At 76.1% G+C, this 14,786-nt stretch carries 11 protein-coding genes; 8 read left to right on the top strand and 3 right to left on the bottom strand.

Translation table 11 applies throughout. The features are described 5' to 3' along the window. Nucleotides 1-9: 9 nt before the first annotated feature. The gene (locus OG335_RS32280; RefSeq protein ID WP_405014672.1) at nt 10-912 is read right to left on the bottom strand and encodes an IclR family transcriptional regulator C-terminal domain-containing protein; all 903 of its coding nucleotides are present in this window, start codon (nt 910-912) and stop codon (nt 10-12) included. 118 nt (nt 913-1,030) lie between these two features. On the opposite strand from OG335_RS32280, the gene OG335_RS32275 reads away from it, so the two are divergent. Next, nucleotides 1,031-1,735 (top strand): GntR family transcriptional regulator, encoded by a 705-nt coding sequence (locus tag OG335_RS32275; RefSeq protein WP_405014671.1) that lies wholly within the window; start codon nt 1,031-1,033, stop codon nt 1,733-1,735. Between the two features lie 262 nt (nt 1,736-1,997). Here OG335_RS32275 and OG335_RS32270 read toward each other — a convergent pair whose 3' ends face one another. Then, the gene (locus OG335_RS32270) at nt 1,998-2,768 is read right to left on the bottom strand and encodes a FadR/GntR family transcriptional regulator (RefSeq protein WP_405014670.1); all 771 of its coding nucleotides are present in this window, start codon (nt 2,766-2,768) and stop codon (nt 1,998-2,000) included. A 166-nt stretch (nt 2,769-2,934) separates the two neighbouring features. Here OG335_RS32270 and OG335_RS32265 point away from each other — a divergent pair, with 166 nt between their 5' ends. The 5 genes from OG335_RS32265 (at nt 2,935) to OG335_RS32245 (ending at nt 10,324) form a co-directional block, all read left to right on the top strand. Continuing rightward, entirely contained in the window at nt 2,935-3,861 is a 927-nt protein-coding gene (locus OG335_RS32265; RefSeq protein ID WP_405014669.1) for a VOC family protein, read from the top strand. Nucleotides 3,862-4,527: 666 nt separating this feature from the next. Next, nucleotides 4,528-5,700: a S1 family peptidase gene (locus OG335_RS32260; RefSeq protein ID WP_405014668.1), complete on the top strand. Its 1,173-nt coding sequence runs from the start codon at nt 4,528-4,530 to the stop codon at nt 5,698-5,700. Between the two features lie 296 nt (nt 5,701-5,996). Next, nucleotides 5,997-8,522 carry a SpoIIE family protein phosphatase gene (locus OG335_RS32255; RefSeq protein ID WP_405014667.1) on the top strand — a complete coding sequence of 842 codons (2,526 nt, stop codon included), beginning with the start codon at nt 5,997-5,999 and terminating at the stop codon, nt 8,520-8,522. 31 nt (nt 8,523-8,553) lie between these two features. Next, nucleotides 8,554-9,729 (top strand): sulfite oxidase, encoded by a 1,176-nt coding sequence (locus tag OG335_RS32250; protein ID WP_405014666.1) that lies wholly within the window; start codon nt 8,554-8,556, stop codon nt 9,727-9,729. 64 nt (nt 9,730-9,793) lie between these two features. Next, nucleotides 9,794-10,324, top strand: a complete 531-nt coding sequence (locus OG335_RS32245) for a CGNR zinc finger domain-containing protein (protein ID WP_405014665.1) — start codon at nt 9,794-9,796, stop codon at nt 10,322-10,324. Between the two features lie 81 nt (nt 10,325-10,405). Here the strand turns inward: OG335_RS32245 and OG335_RS32240 are convergent, their stop codons facing one another. After that, the gene (locus tag OG335_RS32240) at nt 10,406-11,281 is read right to left on the bottom strand and encodes a DUF1015 family protein (protein WP_405014664.1); all 876 of its coding nucleotides are present in this window, start codon (nt 11,279-11,281) and stop codon (nt 10,406-10,408) included. A 676-nt stretch (nt 11,282-11,957) separates the two neighbouring features. Between OG335_RS32240 and OG335_RS32235 the strand changes: the two genes are divergently transcribed. Next, a complete protein-coding gene (locus tag OG335_RS32235) occupies nt 11,958-13,331 on the top strand; it encodes a cystathionine beta-synthase (protein ID WP_405014663.1) in 1,374 nt (457 codons plus the stop codon). 171 nt (nt 13,332-13,502) lie between these two features. Then, the gene (locus tag OG335_RS32230) at nt 13,503-14,645 is read left to right on the top strand and encodes a Glu/Leu/Phe/Val dehydrogenase dimerization domain-containing protein (protein ID WP_405014662.1); all 1,143 of its coding nucleotides are present in this window, start codon (nt 13,503-13,505) and stop codon (nt 14,643-14,645) included. The last annotated feature ends 141 nt before the right edge of the window (nt 14,646-14,786 follow it).

Raw genomic sequence — 14,786 nt, 5'->3', positions numbered from 1 at the left:
ACGCGACACTCAGCGCGGCGGGGCCGGGCGCCGGGCGCCGAGGCCGCGGGAGATGGCGCGGGCCGTGGCGCGGACCGCCGGGACGAGCCCGCGGACGTCCTCGCTCTCCGCCGGCACCACGATCGAGAGCGCCGCCACCACCTGCTCGCCGCCGTCCCTGATCGGGGCCGCCACCGAGACCAGCGGCCGGGGCAGAGTGCGGCCGACGGTGGCGTAACCGTCCCGGCGGACGGCGGCGAGGGTCAGCCGCAGCTCGGCCGCGGAGACCGGGACGCCCTCCGGCTCGGTGGACCACGGCCGGGAGAGGTACGCCTGCCGGTCGTCGAAGTCGGCGAAGGCGAGCAGCACCACGCCCACCCCGGTGGCGTGCAGGGGCAGGCGTCCACCGACCCGGTAGAGGACGGGACCGGCACCGTGCGCGGAGAGCCGCTCCACCAGCAGGGCGTCGTCGCCGTCCCGGACGGCCAGCAGCACGTGCTGCCTCGTCACGAGGTTGAGGTCCTCCATGTACGGCATCGCCACCGCGCGCAGCCCGTGCACCTGCGGGGCCAGGGAGGCGATCTCCCACAGGCGCAGGCCGACGACGAAGTCACCGCCGTCGGTGCGTTCGAGGACGCCCAGCCCGACCAGGGTGCGGGCCAGCCGCAGGGCGCTGCTCTTCGGGATGCCGGTGAGCCTGCTGAGCTCGCCGAGGCCGATCGACCGGCGGTGCGCGGTGAACGCGCCGAGCAGCGCGAAGGCGCGTTCGACGACCGGGTCGCCCTGCGTCGGCCGCTTGCCCCGGCTCCGGCCCGCGGACTCCGGGGCGGCGGGGAGCGGCGGGCCCGCGGACTCCGGGGCGGCGGCCGGATCCGGCCCTTCGGGGGGCTGCGGGGCGCCGTCGGGTTCGGGTGCCGAGGGCTTCGTGGTCATGCTTCCTCCCCACGGGCGACCGGGCGCCTCCGGTCCGCCACGGCGGGCCGCCTTCCGTCGATCCGGTGGACTTTCGAAAATATTGTCCCCCCGAACCGCAGAACCGTAGGGTGTCGGCATGTCGCAGCCCAGCAGCAAGGACACCCGTACCCACGGCACCTACCGGCGGCTCCGGGAGGACATCCTGGGCGGGCGCCTCACGCCGGGGCAGCGCCTGAAGTTCCCGGATCTGTGCCGCGAGTACGGCACCAGTGTCGGCGCCGCACGGGAGGCCCTGGTGCGGCTCGCCTCGGAGGGCCTGGTCCGGACGCAGGCCCACCAGGGCTACACGGTCACGCCTCTCTCGTACGACGACCTCCGCGAGCTGACGAAGGCGCGGGTCGAGATGGAGTCGCTGGTGCTGCGGCTGTCGATGGAGGAGGGCGACACCCGGTGGGAGGCGCGGGCGGTCGCGGCGCACCACGTGCTGCGGCGCACTCCCTACCTGGGCCCCGACAGCCCGGACCACCCGAGCGACGACTGGGCCGCCGCGCACGCGGAGTTCCACCTGGCGCTGCTGGTCGGCTGCACCAACCGGCGGCTGCTGGACGTCGCCCTCGGCCTGCGCGAGGAGGCGGAGCTGTACCGGCAGTGGTCGGCCCCGCACGGGCGGGAGCGGCACCGCGACCTCGCGGCCGAGCACCGCGACCTGCTGGAGGCCGTGGTCGACCGCGAGGCCGGACGGGCGGTGGAGCTGATCCGCGACCACATCGCGCACACGGCGCAGTTGCTGATCACCTGCGCCGAGGACGAGCCGGCGGCCGAAGCTCCCGCCGTCGGCTGAACCGCCGACGGCAGACCGCCGGAGGCCGGGCCGCGGGCGGCGGGCGGCCGGGCCGGGGCGACCAGGCCGCGGGCGGCCGGCCCGCGGGCGGCGGACGCGCCGGATCACGGCTGCCCGGGGGCGGCGGGCTCGGCAGGTGCCCCAGGTGTGCGCCACCGGCTTCCGCCCGATCCACGGCTGTTTCGAACACGGGAATCCGATTCGAATCCAGTGCCACTGGATGGCCCCGGACGCCGGGATCGGGGGCGGTCGCGGCGGGGCCTCAGAGCAGGGCGCCGCCGGCGGCGTGCCGGTCGGGCGCACTGGTGCTGTGTTCGGCGATCAGCCGCAGCGCGGCCTCGCGGTCACGCCGGTCGAGGGCGTCGACCAGGTCGCTGTGGAGGCGGTGGCGTTCGGCGATGTACTCGGCGAGGGGCTGGTCGCCGTGGGGCAGCACGGAGAGCGTGTGCGACTCGATGAGGTCGAGCAGGTTGCTGTAGAGCGAGCGGAGCAGCGCGTTCGGGCTGATGGCGGCGATCCGGCCGTGCAGGCGCCAGTTGGCTTGCACGAAGGCGACCGGGTCGCCGGCGCCGGCGGCCCGGGCCATCGCGTCGATGTGCCGGCGGAGGTCCGCGATGTCGGCCGGGGAGGCGTGCCAGAGGGCGTCCTCGACGAGCAGCGGGTCGAGGGCGTCGCGGATGCGGACCGCGTTGGCGACGTCGGCCTCCTGGGTGTCGAGGGCGAGCACCGAGTTGCCGAGCCGCACCATCGGGGAGGGCTCGGCGCCGAAGAGGCCGCCGCCCGGCCCGGGGCGGACGGTCACGAGGCCGCGGGACTGGAGCAGGCGCAGGGTCTCGTTGAAGGTGCCGACGGAGACCCCGCAGAGCGTGCGGAGCTCCTCCTTGGTGCCGAGCCGGGTGCCGGGTGGGGTGGCGGCGGCGAGTTCGGCGATCCGGTCGGCGGCGAGTTCGGCGCGGCTGGCGGCCACGGAACGGGCCTGGCCCGCGATTGCCTTGCGCGGCGTGCCCGACACGCCGTCCTGGTTGGCGGCCACGACCACTCCCCTCGGGTTCGATGAATTCATTATGAAGGTTACCGGCCAACACCCCTTGACGTCGCCGTCCATGGCGACGCAATATCGATGTAATCATCATGGTGAATTGGTGAGGCCGGTGCGCACTCCCGGCCTGCCGGCCCGCGCCCCTCCCGAGGAGCATCCCATGGCACTGCACCGCCTGACCTCCGTCACCATGGGGGTGCCCGACGTCGCCGAAACCGCCGCCTACTACACCGACTTCGGACTCACCCCCGAGGAGGACGGCTGGTTCGCCAGCCGCGACGGCGGCCGCCAGCTCCGCATCGTCCACAGCCCCGCCCGCCGCCTCGTCGAGGTGCGCGTCGGCGTGGACGACCCCGACGACCTCGCCGCGGCCGCCGCCCGCCTGCGGCGGATCGACGTCGACAGCCACACCTCCGGGGGCACCCTCACCGCCGTCGAGAGGGCCACCGGCGTCCGCGCCGTGCTGGAGGTCACACCCCGCCTCACGCAGACACCGCCCGAGCCCACCGCGCACAACGGGCCGGGCCGCGTCGAGCGGGCCGGTGCCCGCGCCTCCGGCATCGTGCGCACCGGGCCGGTGCGGCCCCGCAAGCTCGGCCACGTGGTCGTCGGCACCACCGACCTCACCGTCACCACCGCGTTCTTCCGCGACGGCCTCGGCTTCCGTGCCAGCGACTACATCAAGGACCACGGGGCGTTCCTGCGCTGCTCCACCGACCACCACAACCTCCTCGTCCTCGCCGCCCCCGTCACGTTCCTGCACCACACCTCCTGGCAGGTCGACGACATCGACGAGGTCGGCCGCGGCGCCCACGCCATGCTGGAGGGCCACCCCGAGCGGCACGTCTGGGGCCTGGGCCGCCACCACGCCGGCTCCAACTTCTTCTGGTACCTCAAGGACCCGGCCGGCAACTTCTCCGAGTACTACTCCGACATGGACTGCATCGTCGACGACCAGCTGTGGACGCCCGAGACCCTCGAAGGCGCCAAGAGCCTCTTCACCTGGGGCCCGCCGCCACCGCCGCCCTTCCTCCACCCGGACGACCTCGCCGCGCTCATGACCGGTGCCCACGGCACGGGCGGGTGACCGGACGACCACCGCGACCCCCGCCCCACCCCCCTGAACGACGTCGCGGCCGTCGGCTTCGGACCGGTCGGACAGCTGCTGTCGCGGCTGCCCGCCCGCGACGGCCGCGACGTCATCGCCCTGGAACGCCGGCACCGCCCCCTGGCCGCACGGGGACGAGGTCGGCCCCCGGCCCGGGACGCCCGCACCCGCCCGCCGCCCGCCCTACGACTCCCTACGACTCCGCCCCGGCCGTTGTGTCCATTCCGAGGTTGCCCTGCCTCACGGCCGGGGCGGTCCGGCGCGCACCGCTCTGGAAGCGCTCTCACATCCCGTGACCGCTCAGCCACCCCACGCGCCGGAGGCCGACGGCAGTGCATCCGCGCACGTCGGCACAGGTCGGTGCAGGTCAGCACCCTCGACCTGACACCGCGACGGGGCAGGAGGGACACCGGCCGGCCCGCCTGCCGGGACCACGCGACCGCCGCTCCCGGCCCGGCCGATGGCACCCGAGGGCGGCGCCACCGGTCGTACGGGCCGTCAACTTCTCCTTGAATTCGCCTGGTTGCCGTTATTGACGCGGACATTCAACGCTGTAAAACTCGCTGCAGCGGTCTAGACCCGTCGACCTGAGAGCGCTCTCTTCCACGCAGGCGACCCCTGCCCCCCACACGAGGAGAACCAGCGATGCGGCGCACCACCGGCATACAGGCGGCCCTTTCCGCCCTGCTCACCCTCAGCACCCTCGGGCTCGGCCTGACCACCGCGACCGCGGCACCCGGCCCGGCCCCGGCACCCGCCGTGGCCTCCCCGCTCAGCCCCGGCCTGGCCGACGCCCTCCAGCGCGACCTCGGGCTGACGGCCGGCCAGGCCGAGGCCCGTCTCGGCCAGGAGGCCACCGCGGCACGGCTGCTGCCGCAGCTGCGCACGACGGCCGGCGCCGCGTACGGCGGCTCGTGGTTCGACCCGTCCCAGGGCAAGCTCGTGGTCGCCCTCACCGACCAGGCCAGGGCGGCGGAGATCCGCGCGGCCGGCGCCGCGACCACCGCGGTCGCCCGCACCGAGCAGTCCCTCGACCGGGCCAAGACCGCCCTCGACGCGGCCGCCCGCACCACGCCCGCACCCGCCGCGGTGGCGGGCTGGCGGGTCGACCCGCAGCGCAACAGCGTCGTGGTCACCGTCGCCCCCGGCAGCCGCCGGGACGCCGCGGTCGCCGCGTTCCTGAAGTCCGCGGGCACCACCGCGGCGGTCACCGTCGAGGAGGGCGCCGCGCAGGCCCCGCGCACCCTCTCCGCGGGTGTCGTCGGCGGCGACCCGTACTACATCAACGGCAACACCCGCTGCTCGATCGGCTTCGCCGTGCAGGGCGGCTTCGTCAGCGCCGGGCACTGCGGCGGCACCGGGAGCAGCGTGGTGGGCTGGGACGGCTCCGCGATGGGCACCTTCGCGGGCTCGTCGTTCCCCGGCAACGACTACTCCTACATCCGCATCGCGAACGGCTGGTGGACGGTGCCGGTGGTGCTCGGCTGGGGCACCGTCAGCGACGCGCTGGTGCGCGGCTCCTGGCAGGCCCCGGTCGGGTCGTCGGTGTGCCGCTCCGGCTCGACGACGCACTGGCACTGCGGTGTCGTGCAGGGTCTCAACGAGACGGTCAACTACAGCCAGGGCGCCGTCCAGCAGCTGACCCGCACCAGTGTCTGCGCCGAACCCGGCGACTCCGGCGGTTCGTTCATCACCGGTGACCAGGCGCAGGGCGTCACCTCGGGCGGCTGGGGCAACTGCAGCTCGGGCGGCCAGACGTGGTTCCAGCCCGTCAACGAGATCCTCTCGCGGTACGGCCTGACGCTCGTGACCGCCTGACGGCCACCACCGCGTGACGCACGTGACCGCCTGACGGCCACCACCGCGTGACGCTCGTGACGGCCACCGCCGCGTGACGGCCACGACCGTCTGACGCACCGGCCGCGGCGGCGGGCCCGCCCTCCGGCGGCCCGCCGCCGTGGCGGTGCCGCGCCCGGGACCCGCACCGGGCCGGTGCCGCGGTGACCTCCGACGGACGCCACAACCCCCGCCGGCGCCGTACGCCACGGCCCCGACCGCCCATCGGGCGGATAATGGACGGGCGATCGGGGGCCGGCCTAGCGTCGAGGAGCGGGATGGACGCCGTCGAGGGGCACCGCCGCACGGACTCGCCGACCTCGCACACCCCGACCGGCCTCGCGACCGCGGTCACCGCCGGCGACGGGACGGTGCTGCGGTGGTCGACCGGCGCCGCGGCGCTGCTGGGCCGGACGGCCGCCGAGGTCTGCGGCCGCCCCCTGACCGATCTCCTCGCCACGGTGCCGACCGGCGCCGGTACCGATGCGTCCCCGGCCGACCGCGCCGCGCCCGCGCCGGTGCGGGCCGCGCTCGCACCCGGCACCGCCACGGCGGACGGCGGCGAGGTGCGGCAGGCCCTGCTGCGGCACCGGTCGGGCGCGGAGGTCCCGGTGACGCTGCGCGCCGTGACGTTCGACGGCAGTGACGAGCGGCTGGTGCTCATCGTGCCGGACGGCCCTGCCGGGGAGTCCGACGACGGCACCGCCCTGCTGCGGGCGCTGCTCACCCAGGACCGGATCGGTGTGAGCATCCACCGCCCCGACCTCAGCGTGGCCCGCGCCAACACCGGCCACGGCACCGCCGCCGCGCCCGCCCTGCCGGTCGGCGGCCACCTCGACGACCTGCTGACCGAGGGCGACGCGGCCGCCACCGAGGCGGCCCTGCGGCACGTCCTGGAGACGGGCCGGCCCCTGGTGGGTCTGGAGCACCGGCTCCGGCCCGCCCTGCCGGGGGCCGCGGAGCGGTCGGCGTCGCTCTCCGCCGTCCGGCTGGAGGACGCGCTGGGGCGGCCCACCGGGCTGGCCGTCCTGCGGACCGACGCCACCGAGCAGGCCCGGGCCCGTGACCGGCTGGAGCTGCGCCACCTCGCCTTCTCACGGGTCGGCGGGTCGCTGCGGGTGCACCGCACCGCGCAGGACCTCGCCGAGGTGCTGGTGCCGGCGTTCGGCGACCTGGCGTGGGTCGACCTCGCGGAGGCCGTCCTCGTGGGCGACGAGCCGCCGCGGCACCTGGGCGGCGGCGACCTGCACCTGCGGCGGCAGGCGGTGAGCCCCTCGGACGGCCGGTGGCCGGACGGGATGATCCGGCCCGGCGGGGTCATCCCGCCGTTCCCGGACGTGCCGTTCGTCCGGGCGATCCAGGTCGGCCGGGCGGTGGCCTTCGACCGGGCGGCGGTGGACCGCGGCCTGGTCGCGCCGGCCCACATCCGGGCGGCCGTCCCCGAGGGCGGGCACGCGCTCGCGGTGGCGCCGCTGTTCGCCCGGGGGCTGGTGCTCGGCATGGTCGCGGTCTGGCGCACCGCCCGTCCGGAGCCCTTCGACCGGGCCGACACCGACCTGCTGACCGAGATCGCGGCGCACGCCGCGCTGAGCGTCGACAACGCCCGGCGCTACACCCGCGAGCACCGGGCGGCGGCCGCCCTGCAGCAGCGGCTGCTGCCGCGGGCCGGGGTGCGCACCTCGACGGTGGAGACCGCGGGCAGCTACCTGCCGGCCGCGGGCGGTGCCGAGATCGGCGGCGACTGGTTCGACGTCATCGAGCTGCCCTCGCTGCGGGTGGCGCTGGTCGTGGGCGACGTCATCGGCCACGGGCTGCACGCCACCGCCACCATGGGCCGGCTGCGGACGGCGGTGCAGACCCTCGCCGACCTGGAGCTGGCGCCCGACGAACTCCTCGCCCACCTCGACGACCTGGTGGCGCGGCTCGGCGCCGAGGCGCGCCCGGAGGACAGCGACGGTGTGGGCGCCACCTGCCTGTTCGCGCTGCACGACCCGGTGAGCGGCCAGTGCGCCATGGCCAGCGCCGGTCACCCGCCGCCGCTGCTCGCCGACGCGGACGGCACCGTCCGCGCGGTGCCGCTGAGCCCGGGGCCGCCGCTCGGCGTGGGCGGGCTGCCGTTCGAGACGGCGACCGTCCGGCTGGCGCCGGGCAGTGTGCTCGCGCTGTACACGGACGGGCTGCTCGACCGGCCCGACCACGACCTCGACGCGGCCGTGCGCCGCCTGCGCGACAGGCTGGCCGCGTCGCTGCCGCGCGGCTCGCTGCAGTCCGTCGGCCGGGGCATGCTCGCCGACGCCGTGCTGCCGGCCCGCGACGACATCGCGCTGCTGCTGGCAAGGGTCCGTGCGCTGCCGCCGGAGGCGACCGCGCAGTGGGAGTTCCCGGCGGAGCCGTCCGCGGTCGCCCCGGCCCGGGCGGCGGTGGCGCGGCGGCTGGCGGACTGGGGGATGGCGGAGTCGGCGTTCGGCGTGGAGCTCATCGTGAGCGAGCTGGTGACCAACGCCGTCCGCTACGCCGGCGGGCCGGTCGGGCTGCGGCTCATCCGTGACCGCGTGCTCGTGTGCGAGGTGACCGACCCGAGCAACACCCAGCCGCGGCTGCGGCGGGCCCGCAACACCGACGAGGGCGGGCGGGGCCTGTTCCTGGTGGCGCAGCTCAGCAGCCGGTGGGGCAGCCGGTACGGCCCGTCCGGGAAGACGATCTGGGCGGAGCTGCCGCTGCCCGCCCCCGTCCGGCCGGCCTCCGGTCCGGCCGCGGCCCCGCACCCGGCGGGCACCGCCCCGGCCGCACCCGGCCCCGGATGACCGCCGCCGGTGCCGGGTCGACAATGGAGGCATGGAAACCGCCCCTGCGGGCCCGGAGCTCGCCGCCGTCAGCGCCCCCGCCCGGGTGGCGCGGCCGGGCGAGGGGATCAGCGCGGAGGAGCTCGTGCTCGCCTCCCGCAACCACGCGCTGCCGCTGGAGGCGCTGCGCGACGACGTGACCCCGCCCGGTCTCCACTACGTGCTCACCCACTACGACATCCCGCCCGCCGACGACCACCGCTGGCGGCTGTCCGTCGGCGGTCTGGTGCGCAGCCGGCTGTCGATCGGCACGGCCGAGCTGCGGGCCATGCCCGCGACCACGGTGCGCGTGACGCTGGAGTGCGCGGGCAACGGCCGGGCCGGGCTCGACCCGCGGCCGGTCAGCCAGCCGTGGCTGGACGGCGGCGTCGGCACGGCCGACTGGACGGGTGTGCCGCTGCGCGACCTGCTGCACCGCGCCGGGCCGGCCCCGGAGGCGGTGGAGGCGGTGTTCACGGGGGCCGACCACGGCGTGGAGCGCGGAGTCGAGCAGGACTACCGGCGGAGCCTGCCGATGGCCGTCGCCCTCGACCCGGACCGCCCGGTGCTCGTCGCGCACACGATGAACGGCGCGCCGCTGCCGCCGCAGCACGGCCGACCACTGCGGCTGGTCGTGCCCGGCTGGTACGGCATGGCGAGCGTGAAGTGGCTGTGCGGGATCACCCTGACCGACACCGCGTTCGCCGGCTACCAGCAGGCCGTCTCCTACCGCTACCGGCAGTCGGCGGACGACCCCGGGGAGCCGGTGACCCTGATCGCCCCGCGTGCCCTGCTGGTGCCGCCCGGCTTCCCCGACTTCCTGTCGCGCACGCGGGTGGTGCGCCCCGGGCCGGTCCGGCTGGAGGGCCGGGCGTGGTCCGGGCGGGCGCCGGTCACGGCGGTGGAGGTCAGCACCGACGGCGGCACGCACTGGGAGAGCGCCGTGGTCGAGCCGGCGGGCGCGCACCCGTGGGCGTGGCGCCGCTGGCACCACCCGTGGACGGCGGTCCCGGGCCGGCACCTGCTGACCGTCCGCGCGACCGATGCGGACGGCAACGGCCAGCCGTCGCGGGCTCCGTGGAACCGCGGCGGGTTCGGCAACAACCTGCCGCAGGCCGTGGAGGTGGTGTGCGCGGCCGGGAGCGGGACGTCCGGCGTCCGCCCCGGTGATGGCGCCGAACTCCCCTGATACAGTGGCGGGCCGGGGTGCCGCACCCCGTTCCGGTGCACAGGGCGATCAGCGGACGGAGCCGGTGGACGATCTCGAACTGGCCGTCAAACTGGTCAACACGGTCTACGCGCTGGCCGACCCGCCCGACCGTCTCACCGACGTCGCGTTCTACCGGGACGAGCTCGTCCGGCTCGACGCGGCCGCGCTCGCCGTGCAGTTGACCCCCTCCGATCTCCAGCCGCTGCGCGTGCTGCGCGAGCGGCTGCGCGGCGTCTTCCACGCGCGCACCGACGCGGAGGCCGCCCCGCTGGTCAACTCCCTCGTACGGGAGGCGAACGCGGTGCCGCAGCTGCTGCCGGACGCCCGCGGCGTGCTCACCCTCGACTGGGGCAGCGACCGCTACGGCTACTCGGCGCTCGCCGCCCGGCTGCCCGGCGCGCTGATGACCTTCGTCACCGAGAAGGGTGTCGGCCGGCTCGGGATCTGCGCGGCCGCGCCCTGCGAGTGCGTCTTCGTCGACCGGACCCGGCCGGGCAACCGCCGCTTCTGCTGCGAGGCGTGCAACGACCGCGCGGCGGCGGCCGCCTACCGCGGCCGCCGCCGCGCGGGCTGAGGGCCGCCGGCCCCGGCCCCGTCCCACCGGACCGGCGCCCCACCGGACCCGCCGTGCGGGCACCGCGCGGCGGACGCCGTGTCACACCCGGTGCACCGACCGGATCACCAGGCCCGCCGCGGGCGGCGGCGGACACGGGTGCCGGGTGCGGTCGACGAGCATGACGAGACCGGCGCCGCCGCCCGGCACCCGGCCGTCCCGCAGGCGGTGGTAGGCGAGGTAGCGGTGGTGGCCGTCCAGGACGGCGGCCCGGCGCCGCGCCAGGTCGGCGTCCACGGCCGCCCACTGCGCGGCCCCGCGGATCGCCCAGATCCGGTGGCGCACGCCGTCGGCCGTCCGGACGTCCGCGAGCGGCGGCCCGGCGGCCGCCGCGTCGACCACCCGGGTGGCCGGCCCGCCGCCGTCGTAGCCCAGCACGACCGGCTCCGCCTGGATGCCGACCACCCGCATCCGGGACAGCTCCTCCTCCACCCGGGCCGGGTCGGCCTCCTCGGCGGGCAGACCGACCGCGGTCGGCCCGACGGGCAGCGGCAGCGCGCCGAGCAGACCGCGGACCCGCCCTGACGGCCCGTCCTGCTCGTGCACGTACAGGGCGGGCGCCCGGTCGGGCCGGAGGGCCCCGGTGGCGAGCCAGCTGCGGAACCGCGCGGACGCCGGGCCGTACCCGGCCGCGGGGGCACCCGCCCCGTCCTCGGGGAGGACCAGCCGGAGGATGCTGTGCTCGCCCTCGGCGCGGTGGCGCTGTGCCTGTTCGGGGCGGAGCCCGCGGACCGGCGCCACGACGCGCTCCAGTGGTCCGGCGGTGCGGGGGTCGGGGCGCACCCCTCGGAAGGGGAGCAGGCGGAGCGGCCGGGGGCCGAGCGGGCCCGGAGCGCCGGGGTGGCCGGCCTCGGACGACGGCAACGACGGCGACGGCGACGGCGACGGGCGGGACGGTGCTGAGCTGCTGGTGGGCATGGACGCCTCCGTGACGGTCTGTGGGGGGAGCCGCCCGGCCGGGGCAGGGTCCGGGCGGCGGCGGCCGCGGCGGGGCCGCGGAGAAGGGCGGCGCGCACGATCCGGCGGCCCGGCGCGGGCGGGTGCCGCGCGGGGAGGTGGCGTACGGGAGGTGGGCTTCGGGGTGTGCGGGAACAGTAGCCGCGCCCCGGCGGCCGCGAACAGGCCCGGCCGCGCGGGCGGGACGGGATCAGGGCGCGGAACCGGCCGACGGATCGTCATGTCGGCGCTGGTAGGCCCGGGTTGAGACCACGACCGGCCCGTGGCGGTGGCGCCGCCATCCATCGGTGATGCCGATCGGAGTGCCTTGACCTGAGCGCGACGGGCAACCTACAGTCGACCGCATCATCAGCTAGACGCACTTAGCCAGGAACGAACTCCGGTCAGATTCGAAAGAAAACTGATTCCGGGGAGTATCTAAGGCTCGATAGCACGTGACTCGGCAGCGCCACCCCGAACGTGTCCCGGCCGGATGGGCCCGTGCGTCGCCCACCCGCCGGACCGGACACCTCGGAACCGGCCCTCGCCCATCACCGGCCCGTCCACGCCCCCGGGGTGTCGGCGCGGCACGGCCGGCCCCCGTCAGGTGCGCAGTCCGTCGTCCCGCAAGGCCACAGACCAGTCCGGGAGCCATGACATGCAGTTCGCTGATTCGATACTCGAGGCGATCGGTGACACACCGCTGGTCCGCCTCAGAAACGTCGTCGACACCCAGGCCCTCGTGCTCGCCAAGGTCGAGTACGTCAACCCCGGCGGCTCCGTGAAGGACCGCATCGGCCTCGCCATGCTGGACGCCGCCGAGAAGTCCGGCGCGATCCGGCCCGGCGGCACCATCGTCGAACCGACCTCGGGCAACACCGGGATCGGCCTGGCCATGGCCGCCCAACAGCGCGGCTACCAGTGCGTCTTCGTCGTCCCCGACAAGGTCAACGAGGACAAGCAGGCGGTCCTCCGCGCCTACGGCGCCCGGGTGGTGGTCTGCCCGACCGCCGTACCGCCCGACCACCCCGAGAGCTACTACAGCGTCTCCGACCGCCTCGCCCGCGAGATCCCCGGCGCCTGGAAGCCCGACCAGTACGCCAACCCGGCCAACCCGCAGGCCCACTTCGACTCCACCGGGCCCGAGATCTGGCGGCAGACCGGCGGCCGCATCACGCACTTCGTCGCCGGTGTCGGCACCGGCGGCACCATCACCGGCACCGGACGCTTCCTCAAGGAGGCCTCCGGCGGCGCCGTCCGAGTGATCGGCGCCGACCCGGTCGGCTCGGTGTACTCCGGCGGCGACGGCCGTCCCTACCTGGTGGAAGGCGTCGGCGAGGACATCTGGCCCGGCAACTTCGACCCGTCGGTGTGCGACGACGTCCTCGCGGTCAGCGACCACGAGGCGTTCGCCACCACCCGGGCCCTGGCCCGCACGGAGGGCCTGCTGGTCGGCGGCTCCTCCGGCCTCGCGGTCGCCGCCGCGGCCCGCGCCGCCCGGAGCCTCGGCCCCGACGACGTCATGGTCGTGCTGCTGCCCGACGGCGGCCGCGGCTACCTCTCCCGCATCTTCAACGACTCCTGGATGGACGCCCACGGCTTCGGCGTCGAGACCCCCGCCGGGGACTTCTGCGTCCAGGACATCCTGCAGGCCAAGCGCGACGCCCTGCCGCTGCTGGTCTTCGCCCGCCCCCACCAGACCGTCGGCGACTCGATCGCCCAGATGCGCCGGCACGGCATCTCCCAGCTGCCCGTCCTCCTCGACCGGCACCCGGCCAACATCGCCGAGGTGGTCGGCTCGGTCACCGAACTCGACCTCTTCGACGGACTCTCCAGCGGCCGGATCTCCTCCGGCGACCCGGTACGGGCGCACATGTCGGGGCCGATGCCGTTCGTCGGCGCGGCCGAGCCCGTCGCCACCGCCATCGGCGCGCTGACCCGCCACCCGGCGGTCATCGTCGCCGACGAGGGCAGGTCCAGCGACATCCTCACCCGGCACGACGTGCTCGGCTTCCTCACCCGCAACGGCTGACCGGCCGCACTGCCCGGCCCGCCGCCCTCCGTACCGCGACGTACCGCGACCCCGCACCAGGGCCTCGTACCCGGACCCCGTGGTGCCGGTGCCCGACCCGCACGGCGCGACGCGTACCGCAGCACCACCCGCACCGCACGACCGTCCCCCCACTCTCCGAAGGAGCACCTCATGAAGATCCGTGTGTTCGTCGACAACGACGAGTCCGACCTGCACGCCTTCGTCATCGTGGACAGCCTCGCCCAGGGGCGCGCGATGGGCGGCACCCGGATGACGCCCGGCGTCACCCCCGACGAGGTCGCCGAGCTGGCCCGCAAGATGACGATGAAGCTGGCACTCGCGGGGCTCGACATCGGCGGCGCGAAGGCCGGCATCGTCTGCGGCCTCCCGCTCGGCGCCGAACGCGACCGGGTGCTGGCCGAGTTCGGCAAGGCCGTCTCGCCGCTGCTGCACGGCGGGCTCTACCTCGGCGGCGACCAGGGCATCTCGCACCGCGACCGCGACGTCTTCTTCGACGCCGCCGGCTTCGACGCCACCCTCGCCACCCCCGCCGACGACGGACTCCCCTGTAGCTGGGCCGAGTTGTGGAAGAAGTGTTCGGACGTCACGGGGTTCGGCGTCTGCGAGGGCATCGACCAGGGCGTCGACAGCCTCGGCATCCGCGGCGAGTGCCGCACGGTCGCGATCCAGGGCTTCGGCTGCGTCGGCAGCGCCGTCGCCGCCGGCCTGACCGCACGCGGCTTCACCGTCGTCGCCGTCGCCGACCGCGAGGGCACCGTCAGCGCGCCGGAGGGCCTGCCGCTGGAGGCCCTGCTCGCCGCGACCGACAGCGCAGGCACCATCGACCGCAGCCGCCTGCCCGAGGGCCTGTGCCTCGACTCCGCGCCGGACGCCTGGCTCGACGTCGACGCCGACATCCTCGTGCTCGCCGCGGGCGGCGACGCGGTCACCGAGGCCAACGCGCACCGGGTGCGGGCGAAGCTCCTCGCCGAGGGCGGCAACTGCACCTGCACCCCCGGCGCCCAGGACGCGCTCGACGCCCGCGGCGTCAAGGTGCTGCCCGACATCGTCGTCAACACCGGCGGCGCCGCCGTCACCGGCCTGCTCCTGACCGGCCAGGCCCCCGCCGAGGCGCTGGCCGACGCCGACGCCCTCACCGCCTGGCTCTACCGCGAGGTCGGCCGGCGCATCCGCCGCAGCGTCGACGACCTCCTCGCGCTCGCCGAGGCGAACGGCAGCCGCCTGATGGACGCCGCCGCCGAACTCGCCGCCGACCGCCTGGCCGGACGGACCGCCCGCCCCAGCCTGGTCTGACCGACACCCGGCCCGGGCCCGCTCCGACCGGGGCCCGGGCCGGTCCGGCGGTATCCGGGAGAGGGCGGTATCCGGGAGAGGCGGCGGCCGCGCGGCGACGGCCCCCCTCCCGGCGCCCCCGGCACCCCGGCCGCACCCGGC

This window comes from Kitasatospora sp. NBC_01539, from assembly GCF_045040525.1.
Taxonomy (GTDB): domain Bacteria; phylum Actinomycetota; class Actinomycetes; order Streptomycetales; family Streptomycetaceae; genus Kitasatospora.
Note: the sequence above shows the minus strand (reverse complement) of the source record. Positions and strands in the feature narration are given on the sequence as shown.